The 15,940-nt window shown below is 71.2% G+C and carries 20 protein-coding genes; 9 read left to right on the top strand and 11 right to left on the bottom strand.

The window, feature by feature from the left end; all coding sequences use genetic code 11:
• Positions 1–117 precede the first annotated feature (117 nt).
• Positions 118–942 (bottom strand): SDR family NAD(P)-dependent oxidoreductase, encoded by an 825-nt coding sequence (locus tag O7610_RS06675; protein ID WP_281567350.1) that lies wholly within the window; start codon positions 940–942, stop codon positions 118–120.
• A gap of 120 nt (positions 943–1,062) precedes the next feature.
• Positions 1,063–1,488 carry an Hsp20/alpha crystallin family protein gene (locus tag O7610_RS06670; protein ID WP_281554851.1) on the bottom strand — a complete coding sequence of 142 codons (426 nt, stop codon included), beginning with the start codon at positions 1,486–1,488 and terminating at the stop codon, positions 1,063–1,065.
• Between the two features lie 159 nt (positions 1,489–1,647).
• On the opposite strand from O7610_RS06670, the gene O7610_RS06665 reads away from it, so the two are divergent.
• Positions 1,648–2,130, top strand: coding sequence for a phosphotransferase (locus O7610_RS06665; protein ID WP_281554850.1), 483 nt, complete (start codon positions 1,648–1,650; stop codon positions 2,128–2,130).
• A 40-nt stretch (positions 2,131–2,170) separates the two neighbouring features.
• Here O7610_RS06665 and tnpA read toward each other — a convergent pair whose 3' ends face one another.
• Positions 2,171–2,587: an IS200/IS605 family transposase gene (gene tnpA / locus O7610_RS06660; RefSeq protein ID WP_289212827.1), complete on the bottom strand. Its 417-nt coding sequence runs from the start codon at positions 2,585–2,587 to the stop codon at positions 2,171–2,173.
• Between the two features lie 25 nt (positions 2,588–2,612).
• Between tnpA and O7610_RS06655 the strand changes: the two genes are divergently transcribed.
• Complete coding sequence (locus O7610_RS06655; RefSeq protein ID WP_289212826.1) at positions 2,613–3,845, top strand: RNA-guided endonuclease InsQ/TnpB family protein; 1,233 nt, start codon at positions 2,613–2,615, stop codon at positions 3,843–3,845.
• Here the strand turns inward: O7610_RS06655 and O7610_RS06650 are convergent.
• Together O7610_RS06650 and O7610_RS06645 are read right to left on the bottom strand one after the other, a co-directional pair.
• A complete protein-coding gene (locus O7610_RS06650) occupies positions 3,842–4,168 on the bottom strand; it encodes a hypothetical protein (RefSeq protein WP_281554847.1) in 327 nt (108 codons plus the stop codon). The genes O7610_RS06655 and O7610_RS06650 overlap by 4 nt on opposite strands.
• Before the next feature lie 43 nt (positions 4,169–4,211).
• Complete coding sequence (locus tag O7610_RS06645) at positions 4,212–4,928, bottom strand: MerR family transcriptional regulator (protein ID WP_475053688.1); 717 nt, start codon at positions 4,926–4,928, stop codon at positions 4,212–4,214.
• Positions 4,929–5,018: 90 nt separating this feature from the next.
• Here O7610_RS06645 and O7610_RS06640 point away from each other — a divergent pair, with 90 nt between their 5' ends.
• Positions 5,019–6,185, top strand: a complete 1,167-nt coding sequence (locus tag O7610_RS06640; RefSeq protein WP_281554845.1) for an erythromycin esterase family protein — start codon at positions 5,019–5,021, stop codon at positions 6,183–6,185.
• Between the two features lie 25 nt (positions 6,186–6,210).
• On the opposite strand, the gene O7610_RS06635 is transcribed toward O7610_RS06640, so the two are convergent.
• Complete coding sequence (locus O7610_RS06635; RefSeq protein WP_281554844.1) at positions 6,211–6,681, bottom strand: DUF6194 family protein; 471 nt, start codon at positions 6,679–6,681, stop codon at positions 6,211–6,213.
• Positions 6,682–6,767: 86 nt separating this feature from the next.
• Here O7610_RS06635 and O7610_RS06630 point away from each other — a divergent pair, with 86 nt between their 5' ends.
• Both O7610_RS06630 and O7610_RS06625 read left to right on the top strand, forming a co-directional pair.
• Positions 6,768–7,553, top strand: coding sequence for a MerR family transcriptional regulator (locus O7610_RS06630; protein ID WP_281554843.1), 786 nt, complete (start codon positions 6,768–6,770; stop codon positions 7,551–7,553).
• Complete coding sequence (locus O7610_RS06625; protein ID WP_281554842.1) at positions 7,550–7,999, top strand: hypothetical protein; 450 nt, start codon at positions 7,550–7,552, stop codon at positions 7,997–7,999. The genes O7610_RS06630 and O7610_RS06625 overlap by 4 nt, the downstream gene beginning before the upstream one ends.
• Before the next feature lie 52 nt (positions 8,000–8,051).
• Here the strand turns inward: O7610_RS06625 and O7610_RS06620 are convergent, their stop codons facing one another.
• Entirely contained in the window at positions 8,052–8,831 is a 780-nt protein-coding gene (locus O7610_RS06620; RefSeq protein ID WP_281554841.1) for a class I SAM-dependent methyltransferase, read from the bottom strand.
• Positions 8,832–9,102: 271 nt separating this feature from the next.
• Here O7610_RS06620 and O7610_RS06615 point away from each other — a divergent pair, with 271 nt between their 5' ends.
• Both O7610_RS06615 and O7610_RS06610 read left to right on the top strand, forming a co-directional pair.
• A complete protein-coding gene (locus O7610_RS06615; protein WP_281554840.1) occupies positions 9,103–9,432 on the top strand; it encodes a nucleoside triphosphate pyrophosphohydrolase family protein in 330 nt (109 codons plus the stop codon).
• A 37-nt stretch (positions 9,433–9,469) separates the two neighbouring features.
• The gene (locus O7610_RS06610; protein ID WP_281554839.1) at positions 9,470–10,330 is read left to right on the top strand and encodes an ATP-grasp domain-containing protein; all 861 of its coding nucleotides are present in this window, start codon (positions 9,470–9,472) and stop codon (positions 10,328–10,330) included.
• 8 nt (positions 10,331–10,338) lie between these two features.
• Here the strand turns inward: O7610_RS06610 and O7610_RS06605 are convergent, their stop codons facing one another.
• Positions 10,339–10,908, bottom strand: a complete 570-nt coding sequence (locus O7610_RS06605; protein WP_289212825.1) for a sugar O-acetyltransferase — start codon at positions 10,906–10,908, stop codon at positions 10,339–10,341.
• Positions 10,909–11,047: 139 nt separating this feature from the next.
• Between O7610_RS06605 and O7610_RS06600 the strand changes: the two genes are divergently transcribed.
• Both O7610_RS06600 and O7610_RS06595 read left to right on the top strand, forming a co-directional pair.
• Positions 11,048–12,187 (top strand): serine/threonine protein kinase, encoded by a 1,140-nt coding sequence (locus O7610_RS06600; RefSeq protein ID WP_289212824.1) that lies wholly within the window; start codon positions 11,048–11,050, stop codon positions 12,185–12,187.
• Between the two features lie 244 nt (positions 12,188–12,431).
• Complete coding sequence (locus tag O7610_RS06595) at positions 12,432–12,773, top strand: RNA polymerase-binding protein RbpA (protein ID WP_123601539.1); 342 nt, start codon at positions 12,432–12,434, stop codon at positions 12,771–12,773.
• Between the two features lie 104 nt (positions 12,774–12,877).
• Here the strand turns inward: O7610_RS06595 and O7610_RS06590 are convergent, their stop codons facing one another.
• Genes O7610_RS06590 through lnt form a run of 3 tightly spaced genes read right to left on the bottom strand, consistent with a single transcriptional unit; the run spans position 12,878 to position 15,887 of the window.
• The gene (locus tag O7610_RS06590) at positions 12,878–13,423 is read right to left on the bottom strand and encodes an FxsA family protein (RefSeq protein WP_289212823.1); all 546 of its coding nucleotides are present in this window, start codon (positions 13,421–13,423) and stop codon (positions 12,878–12,880) included.
• A 56-nt stretch (positions 13,424–13,479) separates the two neighbouring features.
• The gene (locus tag O7610_RS06585) at positions 13,480–14,283 is read right to left on the bottom strand and encodes a polyprenol monophosphomannose synthase (protein ID WP_278169043.1); all 804 of its coding nucleotides are present in this window, start codon (positions 14,281–14,283) and stop codon (positions 13,480–13,482) included.
• Positions 14,280–15,887, bottom strand: coding sequence for an apolipoprotein N-acyltransferase (gene lnt / locus O7610_RS06580; RefSeq protein ID WP_281555582.1), 1,608 nt, complete (start codon positions 15,885–15,887; stop codon positions 14,280–14,282). The genes O7610_RS06585 and lnt overlap by 4 nt, the downstream gene beginning before the upstream one ends.
• Between the last annotated feature and the right edge of the window lie 53 nt (positions 15,888–15,940).

The raw sequence follows: 15,940 nt of genomic DNA, 5'->3' as shown, positions 1-15,940 counted from the left end.
GCAGGATGCCAAAGCCGGCGTCACCGACGACGCCGAAACGCCGTACGTGATCTTTCCGCGCTGTTCGTGACCTCGGCCGGCCGGCCAACGGCGGCCGCGACCTGCGGTGCGGCGCGGTCAGGACATCCGGACGATCTGGCCGGTCACGTAACGGGCCTGGTGCGAGGCCAGCAGGGTGACGACCTCGGCGACGTCCTCCGGGCGGGCGATACGGCTCAGCGGACTCGAACCGGTGATCTGCTTCTCCACCTCCGGCGTCACCCAGCCGGTGTCGGTGACCGGCGGCTGCACAATGTTCGCGGTCACTCCGTACGGGGCGAGTTCGGCGGCGGCCGACATGGTGTAGTTCTCCTGTGCGGCCTTGGCCGCCCCGTACGACACCTCCTCGGGAAAGCCGTGCGGGCCGCCGGAGGTCAATCCGACGATCCGCCCCCAGCTGGCCTTGCGGGCCAGGTGCCGGCGGGCGAACTCGGCGATCAGCAGCGCCGGGGCGCGGGCGTCGACGGCGAACTGGCGGTCGAAGGTGCCGGCGTCGACGTGGGTCAACGGCCGGCCGAACCGGTCCCGGCTGTCCGGCCGGAACGTGTCGCTGAGCCAGCCGCTGGCGTTGTTGACCAGGATGTCGACCGGGCCGAACGAGGCCGCCGCCTCGTCGAACAGCCGAGCCGGGGTGGCCGGGTCCGCCAGGTCGGCCTCCACGGCCACCGCTTTGCCGCCGGCGGCGACGATCCGGTCGACGACGCTGCGTGCGTCCTGGGCACGGACCTGCCCGTACTGGGCGGGAAACGACGGATCGTCGGCGTAGGAGGACGGGTCCATCCGCAGGTACGCGGCGAGCACCGCGGCGCCCTGGGTGGCCAGGGCGAGCGCGATCGCCGCGCCGATGCCCTGGTTCGCGCCGGTCACGATCGCGACGTGCCCGGTCAACCGGGGGTCGATCATCTTCCCAGGATGCCCGGCCGGCGACACCGGCGCGAGGCGTTTGCCGGCTTGTCCCCCGCCGGACATGACGAGTCCCCGCCCGGTGCGCTCCGGCGCCGGGCGGGGACCCGGTGGTGGGTTTCAGTTGCTGAGCTGCCGGCGGCCGTCGTCGCCGACACTGATCGAGACCCGGCGCGGCTTGGCGCGCTCCGCCACCGGGATCCGCAGGGTCAGCACGCCGGCCTCGTAGCCGGCCTCCAGCTTGTCGGTGTCGAGGGTGTCGCCGAGGAACAGTTGCCGGGTGAAGGTGCCCATCGGCCGCTCGGCGGCGACGAGTTCGATCTTGTCGCCGGTGGGGCGGTGGCGCTGGGCACGCACCGTCAGGACGTTGCGTTCCACGGTGCACTCGATGCTGTCCGGGTCGACGCCGGGCAGGTCGAACGCGGCGTAGAACCAGTCGCCGTCACGGTAGGCGTCCAGGTGCATGACGGCCGGACGGGTGGTGGTGCCGAAGAACTGCTCGGCGATCCGGTCGATCTCCCGGAACGGGTCGGTGCGCATCAACATTGTCGGACCTCCTCACGGGTGCGGGCTTCTCACTCCCTCAAGTTGAGCCCCGCAGACTCAACTTACTTATAGCTATAGCGCGCAACCCTGAGAGCGTCAAGTCGTCCCGTACGCGGGACAAACCGGTCGACCGGACCCGCTGGCGCGTGGACCCCCGCTGTGCACGCCTTCCTCGCCCACCTGCACGACGCCGGGTTCGGCGGCGCACCCCGACCGCTCGGCGTCGACGCCGCCGGCCGCGAGGTGCTGACCTACCTGCCCGGAACGGTCCCCTGGCCGGACCGGTTCGACCTGCTCGGCCCAGACGCGGCCCTGCGCCGGGTCGGCCGCCTCGTACGCGACCTGCACGACGCGGCCGCCAGCTTCACCCCACCACCGGGTGCCGTCTGGCGGCGGCTCATCCCACCCGACGGCACCGATCTGGTCCTCCACCACGACCTCGCGCCCTGGAACCTGGTCGTCGGCGACCGCTGGGCCTTCATCGACTGGGACACCGCCGCGCCGGGCACCCGGCTGTGGGACCTCGCCTACGCGGCCAAGGCGTTCGTGCCGCTGACCGCCGACCCCGCCTGGCAGCGCCCCGACGCCGCCCGCCGGCTACCGGAATGCGGGCCAGTGCTCCGGCCTTCAGGCCGGGGGTGAAGGCCCGCGCTGGGAGGGCCGCCAGGGCCCGAGCAGTGCTCTAACCTGGCCGGTTCTGCTGCTCGATGTACTGCGTCACGATGCTCAGCGGCGCGCCGCCGACGGAGCCGGCGAAGTACGAGCCCGACCAGAGCTTGTTGGCCCGGTGGTAGTGGCGTGCGAGGTCGGGGAACTCCTGCCGCGGGTGGCGCGACGGGACGCCCTTGAGTGAGTTGACCAGGCGGGAAACGGCGACTTTGGGTGGGTGGTCGACCAGCAGGTGGACGTGGTTGTCCTCGCCGTTGAACTCGACCAGCTCGGCCTCGAAGTCGCGGCACACGTCCCGCATGATCTGTTCCATCCGGGTCAGGTGCCGGTCGGCGAACACCGTGTGCCGGAACTTCGTCACGAGAACCAAATGAACATGCATCGCGAAGACACAGTGCCTGCCGGTACGGATACCCTCACCTTCTGCCATAGACCAACATGATATCGTGTGGTTCGTGCAGCTCCGGTACCAGTTCCGGGTCTACCCGACACCCGGCCAGCAGATCGCGCTGGCGAAGGCGTTCGGATGCGCCCGGGTGGTGTTCAACGACGGGCTGCGCGCCCGGCGGACCGCCCACGAGCAGGGCCTGCCGTACATCTCGGACGCCGAACTGTCCAAGCGGGTCATCACGCGGGCCAAGGCGACACCGGAACGGGCGTGGCTGGGTGAGGTGTCGGCCGTGGTGTTGCAGCAGGCCCTCGCGGACCTCAACACCGCCTACCGCAACTTCTTCCACTCCGTGTCGGGCAGGCGTAAAGGCAGCATGGTGGCACCGCCGAGGTTCCGGTCCCGTAAGGACAACCGGCAGGCGATCCGTTTCACCCGCAACTCCCGGTTCACGGTCCTGGACAACGGTCGTCTGCGGCTGCCGAGGATCGGCGACCTCACGGTCCGCTGGTCCCGGATACTGCCGTCGGACCCGTCGTCCGTGACGGTCATCCGGGACGCCGCCGGGCGGTACTTCGCCTCGTTCGTCGTGCGGACCAGCGAGGACGAGCCGCTGCCCGAGGTGGACGCCGAGGTGGGGATCGATCTGGGGCTGACGCACTTCGCGGTCATGTCGGACGGCACGAAGGTGGCCGCGCCGAGGTTCCTGCGCCGCGCGGCCCGCAAGCTCAAACGGCTGCAACAGGCCCTGTCGCGTAAACAGCGGGGCAGCAACCGCCGTGGGAAGGCTGTCGTGAAGGTCGCCAGGGCGCACGCCCGGGTGGCCGACACCCGGCGGGACTGGCAGCACAAGCTGTCCACGACGATCATCCGCGAGAATCAAGCGGTGTACGTCGAGGACCTGTGTGTCGTCGGTCTCGGCCGGACCCGGCTGGCGAAGTCGGTGCACGACGCCGGATGGTCGTCGTTCGTCGCCATGCTGGAGTACAAGGCGGCGAGATACGGGCGTACGTTCGCCCGGGTGGACCGGTGGCTCCCGTCCACCCGGATGTGCTCGGACTGCGGGCGCGTCAACGACAGGATGGCGTTGAACGTGCGGTCGTGGGTGTGTCCGTGTGGCGGTCACCACGACCGGGACGTCAACGCGGCGATCAACATCACGGCCGCCGGGCAGGCGGACGTCAACGACCGTGGAGCGCGGGTAGGACCGGGACCCGTCCCGGCACCGCGCGGTGAAACGGTAACCCGCCAGAACGCTGCGCGTGTCACGCGCGGCGTGGCTGGAATCGCCGCCGTTTAGGGCGGCGAGGATGTCAATACGGTGCCGGCATCACCGTGGTCGCCCCGTACGCGGGTGTCTCCGGCGCCTGGTTCGGCACCACCCACCACTGCGGCCTCCGTCGCCACCAGCAGCGGCGGCGGCGTCGGAACCTCGGCCAGTACCTCGCCGCCGCCGGTCTGCACATCCACCGCCCGCCGGGCGATGGCCATCTGACGGCCCAGCAACCGCGCGTACCCCCAGGACGGCCGCTGCTCGGTGGCCCGGCCGGCGAACCAGGAGAAGTCCCAGCCCGCCACCGGCACCGCCGAAGCCTCGGCGATCAGCTCGTCGAACGTCGACACCGGACGAGTCTGACCCGCACCGGGCGACCCGGGCCACCGAGAATCAGTCCGGCCCACCCGCAGCCGACCCGGCTGACGCCGCCGCCCGGACACGCAGAAAGGCGTCCAGTTCGGCGGCGCCGGCGAGCATCGCCCGACCCCGCGCGGACAACCGGTCCCGCCAGACACGCAGCGTCGACTCCAGCGGGGCGACGCCACCAGCGGTACGGACCTGTGTGATCAACGGCGCGATCTGCGCCAGCAGATGGCCACCCCGGCGCAACTGGTGGATCAGCATCACGTCGCGCACGTCGGCGGCGTCGTAGACCCGGTACCCGGTCCGCCGGTCCCGGCCCGGCCGGACCAGATTGGCGGCCTCCCAGGCGCGTAGGGTGGCCGGGCGCAGACCGAGCCGGGCCGCCAACGGGCCGATGAACGTCCCGCCACGCTCGGGCGCGACCGGCGCCAGATCACGCAGCGCTGCCTCGACCGCCTGCACGGTACGCCGGTCGTCGACCAACTGGCAGTGGCTGTCGTCGACGAGCCGCAGCGCGTCGTCGACGGCACCCCGGTTCACCGCCCGCATGATCGATGTCGCCGTGGCGTGACCGTGCCCGGCGACCAACGCGAGGAACGCCCGCAGCGCCTGCGCGTGCACCGGCGTGTAGACCCGGTAACCCGCGGCGGTCCGCGCAGCCGCCGGCAGGACACCGGCCTGCTCGTAGTTGCGCACCGCCTGAGGGGACAGACCATGCTCCCGCGCCAGGTCCACCGGCCGCACAGCTACCTCACTGTTTGAAAGTTGACGAGGCATCCCAGCGCCAAACGCACACAAACCTTACACCGTTGTTTCAACGATACCGTTGAAGGAATGGATATCACGGACACCGCCCGTCCAGCCGACGCTGCGGGCATCTCGGCATTCCTGCGGTCGCTGCCCGCCCGACCCCTGCTGCTCGGCCTCGGCGAGGCCCGGCACTTCGTGGAGGAACTGGGCCAGCTGCGCAACGACATCTTCCGACACCTCGTCGCACACGAGGGCTACCGGTCGATCGCCGTCGAAAGCGACTGCCTGATGGGCCTCGTGGTCGACGAGTACGTCACGGCGGGCACCGGCACCCTCGACGACGTCATGCGCCACGGCTTCAGCCACCAGTTCGGCACCTCACCGGCCAACCGAGACCTGGTCAGCTGGATGCGGGCCTACAACACCGACCACGACGACAAACTACGGTTCCACGGCTTCGACGGCCCCCTGGAGTACTGGGCGGCCAGCCCACGCCAGGCACTCACCGGCCTGCACGACCTGCTCGACGACCCGCCGCCCGGCACCCGCGACACCCTCGACTCGCTGCTCGGCCCGGACGACCGCTGGTCCGACCCGGCCACCGTCACCGACCCGTCCCGGTCGATCGGCCGGTCCGCCGACGCCCAGCAGCTCCGGCTGATCACCGACGACCTGCTGGCGCTGCTCGACACCCAGGCGCCGCAGCTGGACCCCGCCGACCGCGAACGGGCCGAACTGTACGGGCGTACCGCCGTCGGCCTGCTCCGCTACCACCACGCGATGGCCGACCCGTCCCCCGCCCGAATCGCCCGGCTGTCGGCGCTACGGGACGCGATGATGGCCGCCAACCTGCGGGCCGTCGCCGACCACGGCCCCGCTCTGGTCTTCGCCCACAACCTGCACCTGCAGCGCAACCGCAGCGTCATGTCGCTCGGCGACCAGCAGCTGCGGATGTGGAGCGCGGGTGCGATCACCGCGGCCCGCCTCGGCGACCGGTACGCCTACCTGGCCTCCGCCCTCGGCACCCTCGGCGACGACACACCACCGCCGGACACCGTCGAAGGTGCCCTCGCCACGCTGCCGTGGGACACTTGCCTCGTCGACGCCCGCCGACTGGCCCGGACCCTCACCGCAGCCGTCCCACGGGTCAGCCCCGACTTCGCCTACTTCCCGCTGGACCCGGCGCAGCTCGACACGGTCGACAGCGTCGTGTTCGTCAACCACGTCCCGCGACCGGGCACACCGCGGTGACAGCGGGTGGGCGCACGCCCACCCGCTAACTCCTGCCGTCCCGTCGTCGGTGGTGTGCGCCGGCGCGACGGTGTGCCGCGCGCAGCAGGTCACGCACCACGGCGTCGGTGCGTGGACCGGGGTCGACCACCGCCAGCCAGCCGCCGGCACCGTACACGGGATGGGCGAACACGGTGTCGGCGGCGGCCGGATCGACCCCGGCCGGGGCGGCCCCGCGAGCCTCGTGCCCGGCGTGCCGCAGAAAATCGTCGCGTCCGACGGCGACGTTGAGCCGGAACACACCCGGCCGGTCCAGGCGCGACGTCGCGTCGCCCGGGTAGTCCTTGGTGACGATCGTGGCGAACGGCTGCCGCCGGGTCGGGACCGTGCCGTCGGGCGAGACGTAGAAGAACGTGTCGCCCCAGCTGATCGGCGGTGTCCCGTCGCCGGACGCCGGTCTGAGGGTCAGTACGTCGCCGAGGCCGGCGACGAACGCGATGATCTCGTCCTGGGTCATACCTGAAGCGTTACATTGCAGTGCTTATGGAGACTTCACGATCCCGAGCACAGGTATCCGAAACGGAAGGTCTCCACTCGACTCGAATGCGCACCGTCGACGTCGCCCGGCGGGCCGGGTACGGCGTTCAGCAGATCCGAAACCTGGAACGCGACGGCATCCTGCCGCCGGCGGCCCGTACCGCCACCGGACACCGGGTCTTCGGGGAACTGCACCTGCAGTCGGCGCTGGCCTACCGGGCCCTGGCTGCGGCGACCGGACCGGCCGAGGCCCGCAGGATCGTCCAGGCCGCCCACCGCCGCCCGGCCGACGGGATGCTCGCCCTGCTCGACGCCGCCCACTCCCGGCTGCACACCGAACGCGCCGACCTGCGACAGGCCCAGCTGGCGGCCCGGGCCATCACCGCCGAACCCATCGACGACGTACGCGGCTGCGACGCGATGAGCATCTCCGAGCTGGCCACGGCGCTCGGCGTACGCCCGTCGACGCTGCGGCACTGGCACGCCGAAGGCCTCGTCGTGCCCGACCGCGACCGGGCGGGCGGACCCCGCCGGTACACTCCGGCCCAGGTCCGCGACGCCCGCGTCGCGCACCAGCTGCGTCAGGCCGGCTACCGGGTCGCGCCGCTACGGGCCCTGATGCCGCGACTGCGCTCCGCCGGGCGGTCGGCCGACATCACCGCCGCGTTGGCGGTCCGCGACGCCGACCTCACCGGCCGGTCCCGGGCCCTGCTCGACGCCGCCGCCGCACTGGCCACCGTGCTCGCGCTCACCGCCGCCCCGGACCACGCCCCGTCGGTCGACCGGTCGGGTCCGGCCGGCCGACTACCATCGGTGTCGCCGCGACATGCACGTTCCGGGAGCAGCCGATGACCGTCGACGCCACGCTCGCCCGCATCAACGACGGGGTGCAGCTGCACCACCAGCGCAGTCAACGGGACGCCGCCCGTGACCTGTTCGCGCGGATCTGGGACGAGATCGGCGGGCAGGACGGGGATCCGCTGCACGTCTGCGTCCTCGCCCACGCGATGGCCGACGTGCAGGACGACGTGCACCAGGAACTGCGCTGGGACCAGCGGGCCCTGGCTGCGGCCGACCTGCTCACCGACACCCGGGTGGCGCAGGCCGGGGTGGCCGGCCTGTACCCGTCGCTGCACCTCAACCTCGGCGAGTGTCACCGCAAGCTCGGTGACCTCGACCGGGCCCGGGAACACCTGCGGTACGCGCAGGCGGGCGTCGACGCCCTGGGTGACGACGAGTACGCCCGGCTGATCAGAGCCGGCCTGGACCAGCTGACGCAGCTGCTGGCGTCCGGGTAGGAGCACCAGCTTACGGACGCCATCGAAGAACGTGACCGGATTACCGTTGAAATCACTCCGCGCGCTGACCGATACGCAGGACACTCAGGTACCGGCGTGCCGCTCGGTCGCCCATGCGGCTACGGATGCGCTCGGCGATGGCGTCGAGCAGCGGCTCGCGGACGTCGTGGTCGAGCCTGCGGTACGGCGACTGCGAGCGCAGGAGGTCGGCGAACCCGTCGCCGTCGAACCACTGGACGGTGGGGTACCAGCGCACGATCGTGGGGCCGAACAGGCTGCCGGGATCGTCGACCAGTCCCCAGCCCTCGTCGGTGCTGCGCACGTCGCCCTCAATCGGCGGACGGCCCCAGTCGGGATTGCCGGGGGAGAACAGTTCGTGGAGATCGGCGGTCTCGGCGTACACCTCCGGCTCGCCGGGCCGGCGGATGACGACGTGGCCGAGCAGCGCCATCCAGCCCCCGGGGTGGAGCACCTCGCGTGCTCGCCGCCAACCGATCGCAGGATCGACCCAGTGCCACGCTGAAGCTGCCACGAGGAGGTCGAAGCGTCGACCGCGGTCGTCCCACTCCTCGAACGTCGACGACTCGACGGTGACGTTGCCGAAGGTAGCGAGCCGTCGGCGAGCAAGCGCGGCCATACCCGCGCCCGGCTCGATGGCGGTCACCGAACACCCGAGCGCCGCCAGCGAACGCGTCGCCTGACCGGTACCGCAGCCCACCTCAAGCACAGGCGACCTCTCACCTAGGCCGGTGATGGTGACGAGGTCGGCGAACAACGGGGCGGGGTACCCCGGCCGGACCCTGTCGTACAGCTCCGGCACCTCGTTGAACACTTGACCGAGGCCACGTCGATCCGCGCCTGCCACCGCACCACCCTCGCCGAGACCGTCGCCGACGTGCCGATTCTGACCGACGGGCGCCCGCCACACGAGCTGACGCCAGACCAGAAACGTCCGGGCACCACATAACTGTCATTATGGTGTAGTGCTTGTCGGCGCCCGAGGCTCCGCTTGGATTATTGGATAGCCGTTTCCGATAATCCGATAATCCGGCGACAGGGTGCGGAGCGGCGCGGGCGAGCGTGAACCGCCATACTGGTCCGCCATGGACCTGGACGACTACCAGCGCGGCGCCCTGCGCACCGCCACGCCACGCGACAAGAACAACGAACTGCTCCACCTGGTACTCGGACTCGTCGGCGAGTCCGGCGAAATCGCCGAGAAGTTCAAGAAATGGGTCCGAGACCACGACAGCGACGAGTCCAGACTCGACCGGGCCGACATCGCCAAGGAACTCGGCGACGTCCTGTGGTACGTGGCGACCCTCGCCGCCTACCTCGACCTGTCACTCAACGACATCGCGACCGGCAACCTGGCCAAGCTGGCCAGCCGCCAGAACCGTGGCGTACTCGGTGGCAGCGGCGACAACCGCTGACCCGGCCCGTCCACCGTCCGGGCCGTACGATCAACGCATGGTCACCCGGCTGGCATGGGTCTCCGCCCACGAGGCACGCGGACACGACGAGGACGAACCGCTGGCCCTGCCGGCGCTACGGCAGGCCGGCCTCGCCGTCGACGTGGTGGTGTGGAACGACCCTGCGGTGCGGTGGGCCGACTACGACCGGGCCGTCCTGCGCTCGACCTGGGACTACCCGCAACGGCTCGGACAGTTCCTCACCTGGCTGGAAACCGTCGAACAGGTGACGGATCTGCGTAATCCGCTACCGATGCTGCGGTGGAACCTGGACAAGCACTACCTCGCTGACCTCGACCGGGCCGGGGTACCCGTCACACCGACCACGTTCGTGGAGCCGGGGCACCGTCCACACTTCCCCGCCGGCGACTTCGTGGTGAAACCGGCCGTCGGCGCGGGAAGCCGGCACGTCGCCTCGTACCGGCCGGCACAGCACGACGAGGCGTACGCCCACGTCCGCAGACTGCACGCCGCCGGCACCAGCGTGCTGGTCCAGCCACGACTCACCTCGGTGGCCGACGACGGAGAATGGCCCCTCGTCTTCTTCACCGGCAGGTTCAGCCACGCCGCGAACAAACGGGTCCTGTTGCCCCACACCGACCCGATCGACGACCTGTTCGCGCCGGAAACCAGCACGCCACATGTCGCCGACCCGGAACTGATCGCCGTAGCGCGCAAAGCCGTCGACACCGTCACCGACTCGTTCGGCGTCCCGCTCTACGCCCGGGTCGACCTCGTCCGCGACGACCACGGCCAGCCGTGCGTGCTGGAACTGGAACTGGTGGAGCCCTCCCTGTTCCTGCCCCAGACCACACCGGCCGCGCTCGAGCGTCTCGTCGACGCCCTGCAGGCCGACTGACGCCCGCGTCACCCTCCGCCGGTCCGGTCGCCCGGCAGATCCCGCACCACCCGCGCCGGGTTGCCGACCGCGAGCACCCCGGCCGGCAGGCTCCGGGTCACCACCGACCCCGCACCGACCACCGTGTCCCTGCCGATCTCCACCCCGGGCAGCACGATCACCCCGCCGCCCAGCCACACGTTGTCGCCGATCCGGACCGGCTCCGCGGACTCCCACTTGTCCCGGCGTGCACCGGCCGCGAGCGGATGAGTCGGCGTCAACACCTGCACGTTGCAGCCGATCTGCACATCGTCACCGACGCTGATGGCCGCCGCATCCAACGCCACCAGCCCGAAGTTGACGAAGGTACGGGACCCGACGCTGATGTGAACGCCGTAGTCGACCCACAGCGGAGGCCGTACCTCGGTATCCTCCCCCACCTCGGCGAACAGTTCGACGAGCAGTGCCCGGCGCCGCTCACCGTCACGCGCCGACGTGCGGTTGTACTCCTCAGTCAGATCCATCGCCCGCAGCGACATCTCGACCAGCTCCGGATCGTCGGCACGGTACAGGTCACCAGCGACCATCCGTTCCCGCATCGACCGCCCAACACCGCCAGAACCCACCAGCCGACCGTACGCCGCACAGCCGGAACACACCCCGCGAAGCAGCCGAAGTCAGACCTGCGGCCACCACGACGGCGGTACGCGTCAGACCGGCAACTACACTTCGGCGGCGATGGACACCCCGCCGCCGGACACCGATACCGCAACCCGGCCCTGCGCACACTGCGGCGCACCCGTACCGCAACGGGCAGCCGCCGGCCGCCCCTTCCGGTACTGCCGCGACAACGACGGAGCCTGCCAACGCGCCTCCCGCGCCAACCGGATGCGCCGCCGCGACGCCCCTGGTCTCGCCGGCCAGATCGCCCGCAGCTGGGAACTCGTCGACCGCCTCGACCAGATGGTCGGCACCCTCACCGAGACACTGCACGCCGAACTCTCCCCAGCCGGCGTCGACCGTCGCGTCGCCGAAGTCCGGGCCGAAGCCGCCGCCACCCTCGCCGCCGCCCAGGCCGAACGCGACGACGCGCGGCAGCTCGCCGAAGCCGCCACGACAGCCGCCACCCAGGCACAACAGGCCGCCGCGCAGGCCGCCGCCCGCGCCGAAACCGCCGAGGCACGCGCCGGAACCGCGACCGTCGAAGCCGCGGCGGCCCGCCAGCAGGCCGCGCAGGCACGGACGGAACAGGCCGCCGCGCAGCAGCGGGCTGCTGCCGCCGCCGCACTGCTGCGGCAGGCCGAACACGACCGCGACACCGTCCGTGAACAACTGCAACAACTGACCCGGCAACACGACGACGACCGGCGCGTCATCGACGAACTCACCCGGGAGGCGGCAGCCGCCACCGCCGCAGCGGCCGACGCCAGCGAAGCCGCACGCACCGCCGACGACCACCGCCGGCAGGCCGACATCCGCGCCGACCGGGCGGGCGCGCAAGCCGAAGCTGCCCGGGCCGACGCCGCTCAGGCGCGCACAGAAGCCGCCGCCGCGGGTGAAGAGCTGCACCGGGCCCGCGCCGACATCGACCAGTGGCAGCGGCGCGCCGATGCGGCGCGACACCATGCCGACACCGCCCGCGTTGACGCCGACACCGCCCGGGCGGAGACCGCAGCCGCCGTCGCCCGCGCCGAACAGGCCCGACACACCGCGACGGAACTCGCCGCCACGCTCGACACCGCCCGGGCCGAACGTGACAACGCCCAGAACCGGGTCACGGAACTGTCCCGTCAGGTCAGCGACCTCGCCACGGCGCTGGCAGCGCTCAGCACCGCCCAGCGGCCGGTCGACAAGCCACCGGCGGCGCCGGCACAGTGACCTACATCGCATCAACATCGTCACCGATGTGCCAGACTTCGTTAACGCCGTGTTTCACCCCGGCGGCGACGGCGTCCGCGCACCAGTGACACGGCAGCAACGAGCATCGGCCGGATACGCTCGCACACGTCCGGGCCGCGGGCCCTGCCGCTACCAGGCAGCGTCCGCTGACAGCGGGAATCGCCCGCCCCGGGCACATCGTTACACCTGAAGACCAGCACCACGACCGAGGGGATAGCCGATCATGGGCGAGCGCATGCTGCGCGGAAGCCGTCTGGGAGCAGTCAGCTACGAGTCCGACCGCAACACGGAACTCGCGCCGCGCCAGACCCGCGAGTACCTCTGCGCCAAAGGCCACCAGTTCGAGGTCCCGTTCGCCGTCGACGCGGAGGTGCCGGTGACCTGGGAATGCAAGTTCGACGGCAGCGTCGCCCGGCTGGTCGACGGCAGCGAACCGGAGCAGAAGAAGGCCAAGCCGCCACGCACCCACTGGGACATGCTCCTTGAACGGCGGTCGATCGCCGAACTGGAAGACATCCTGGCCGAACGTCTGCAGGAGGTCCGCAACCGGCGCGGCGGCGTCTGACCCACCCGCCCCCGCCGACCGGCGGGCAGACCAGACACCCGACGCCCCTGATGCCGTACGCCGGCGTCAGGGGCATCGTCACGCTCCCGCCCCGCGTTGCCCGCTCACCGCGGCGGGTCGACGATCTCCCCTTCGATCGTCGGACCACCCGCGGCGGTTTGCTGCGCGGAACCGTCCACAGACCCCGCCGGCGGCGAACCGGACGCCGACGGCGACGCCGGCGGCGGCGGATACACCCGCACCCGGCGCGGCCCGAACATCTCCCCCGCCGCCGCCGACGACATCCACCGCTCCGCAGCGACCTGAACCCGCCGCCGCACCACCCGCCGCACCTGCGGCACCGCCAACACACCACCGAACACGCCACTGACCAGCCCCGGCGACGCCAACAACACACCAGCGACCAACCCGAGCAGACCATCACTGACCTGCTCGCCGGGTGGGCGACCGGACTGCGCCGCCGCCCGGAAACTCCGCCAGGCGCGCGTCCCTTCCCGACGCAGCAGCGCCATACCTGCCAGGGAAGCGGCCAGCACCAACAGCAACGCCCACCCGTAGCCGATCTGATGGGCGATCAGCAGGAAAACGGCGACCTCCAGCACCAGACCGGCCGCCAACGCCAACGGGATCAACCGCACTCCCCGGCGCATGTCACCTCCTGCGAACGTGGCGTCACGTCACCTGTCCAGCATGGCACGCGCCGTCGTCACGGCCAGCGCGCCGACGCCGTGTCGCGACGCCGGCCGGTCAACCCGTCCCGGCGGGCCCGAACCCCCCAGACGGTCACCCGCCACAACGCCTCCCGCACGATCGACGCGCTCATCTTGCTCGCGCCCTGCTCCCGCTCCGCGAACGTGATCGGCACCTCGACGATGCGGAACCCCTCACGGTGCGCCCGCCAGGTCAACTCCACCTGGAACGAGTAGCCCTGCGACGACACACTCGCGTAGTCGATCTTGTCGAGCACCGCGATCCGGTACACCCGGTAACCACCGGTCGCGTCCCGCACCGGCATACCCAGCGCCAACCGCGTGTACAGGTTCGCCCCCTGCGACAGCACCCACCGGTGCCGCGGCCAGTTCACCACCTCACCGCCCGGCACCCACCGGGAACCGATCACCACGTCGGCGTCCCGCGCCGCGTCCAGCAGCTGCGGCAACTGCTCCGGAGCATGCGAACCGTCAGCGTCCATCTCGACCACCGCGTCGTAGCCACGCTCCCGCGCCCAGCCGAACCCGGCGACGTAGGCCGCGCCGAGACCCTGTTTCCCCGGCCGGTGCAGCACATGCACCTGGCCGTCGGCCGCAGCCAGCTCATCGGCGACCGCCCCGGTACCGTCCGGCGAGTTGTCGTCGGCGATCAGCACGTCGACCTGGGGCACAGCGTCGCGGATCCGGGCGGTGATCAGACGTACGTTCTCCGCCTCGTTGTAGGTGGGAACGACCACCAGCACCCGACCGACACCCGGGTAGCCCTCCGGGCCACCGCCCGCCGACACCGCCTCGCTCACCGTACCTCCGTATCCGAACTGACCACCCGCCGCCGCAGCCACACCGCGGCGACCAGCACCGCGCCGGCGAACACCACCAGCACCGCCTCGGGCCAGAAACCCATCCGAGTCGCAAGAGTACGCGTCGCCCCGAGCTCGAGCTCACTCACCACGGCGGCCGCCGTGTTGAACCGGGTCGGCTGCGACACCCGCCCATTCTGATCGACAAACGCTGATATGCCAACGGTCGACGCCATCAACCCGGCCCGACCATGCTCCACCGCCCGCAACCGCACCATCGCCAACTGCTGCGCCGCCTCGGCCTCATTGAACGTCGCGTTGTTCGTCTGCACCGCCAACACCTGTGCACCACCGGTCACCGTGTCACGGACCAACCCGTCGTAGGCCACCTCGAAACAGATAATGCCGCTGACCGCCACCGGACCCACCCGCAGCACACCCGGCTGCGAGCCGGCCACGAAATCCGCCCGGACCAGATCCACCTGATCGGTGACCATCCGCGCCAACCGCCGAAACGGCACATACTCAGCGAACGGCACCGGATGCCGCTTCACGTACACCTGCTCCACGTCGCCACCGGAACCCGGCTCCCACACCAGGCTCACGTTGCGCACCTCCCCGGCACCGGGCCCGTACGCCAACGCACCCACCAGGATCGGCACCCCGATAGCCGCCGCCGCCTCATCGATACTCGCCGCCGCCCGCGGGTCACGCGTCGGATCCACGTCGCTGGCGTTCTCCGGCCACACCACCAGATCCGGCGCCGGCACCTCACCGGCCGCCACCTGCCGCGCCAACCGGACCGTGCCCTGCACATGGTTGTCCAACACAGCCCGGCGCTGGGCGTTGAAATCCAACCCCATCCGCGGCACGTTGCCCTGCACGAGCGCTACCACCACCGAACCCGACGATCCGCCCCCCACCGGCACCAAGCCACCCACCAGCAGCACCAGCACCGCCGCACCGACACCCCCGGCCACCGGCGCCAAACCTCGCAACGAACGCCAGGAACGCCACACCCCCGCAGCCAACACCCCACCGGCCACCGCCACCACGAACGTCACCAACGGCGCCCCACCCACCGCCGCCCACGACAACACCGGCGAATCACCCTGACTGAACGCCAACCGCCCCCACGGGAACCCACCGAACGGCGTCCGACCCCGCAACGCCTCCTGCCCCACCCACAACAACCCGGTCACCACCGGCCACAGCACCACCCGGCGACGATCCACCACCGGCGACACGAACGCCGCCACCGCACCCAGCAACGCCAGGTAACCGGCCTGCAACCCCGACAGCAACACCCACGGCAAACTGCCCGTGTGCAGATTCGTCCAACTCAGCAACGGCGCGAAGAACACCACCCCGGCCACGAACCCCAGACCCGCACCCGCCCGCAACCGACGCCGATGCACCGCCACCGACAACACCGCCACCCCCACCGGGGCCGCCCACCACCAGCCGTACGGCGGAAAAGCCACCAGCAGCGCCGCGCCCGACAACACCGCCAGACCGATCGCCCACGGCAACCCCAACGGGCCACCCGCCGCCGCGACCGCCGCCGGCCCCGACCGCACCGGCGTCACCGCCGCATCCACCATCGCCACGTCGAGCCCCACCCGCCAGGCCACCACCCGCGGCAGCCACCGATCCA

Origin of the sequence: Solwaraspora sp. WMMA2065 (assembly GCF_030345075.1) — a bacterium.
In the GTDB taxonomy this organism is placed as follows: Bacteria; Actinomycetota; Actinomycetes; order Mycobacteriales; family Micromonosporaceae; genus Micromonospora_E.
The sequence above is the reverse complement of the archived record's forward strand: the minus strand, read 5'-3'. Positions and strand labels throughout refer to the sequence as shown.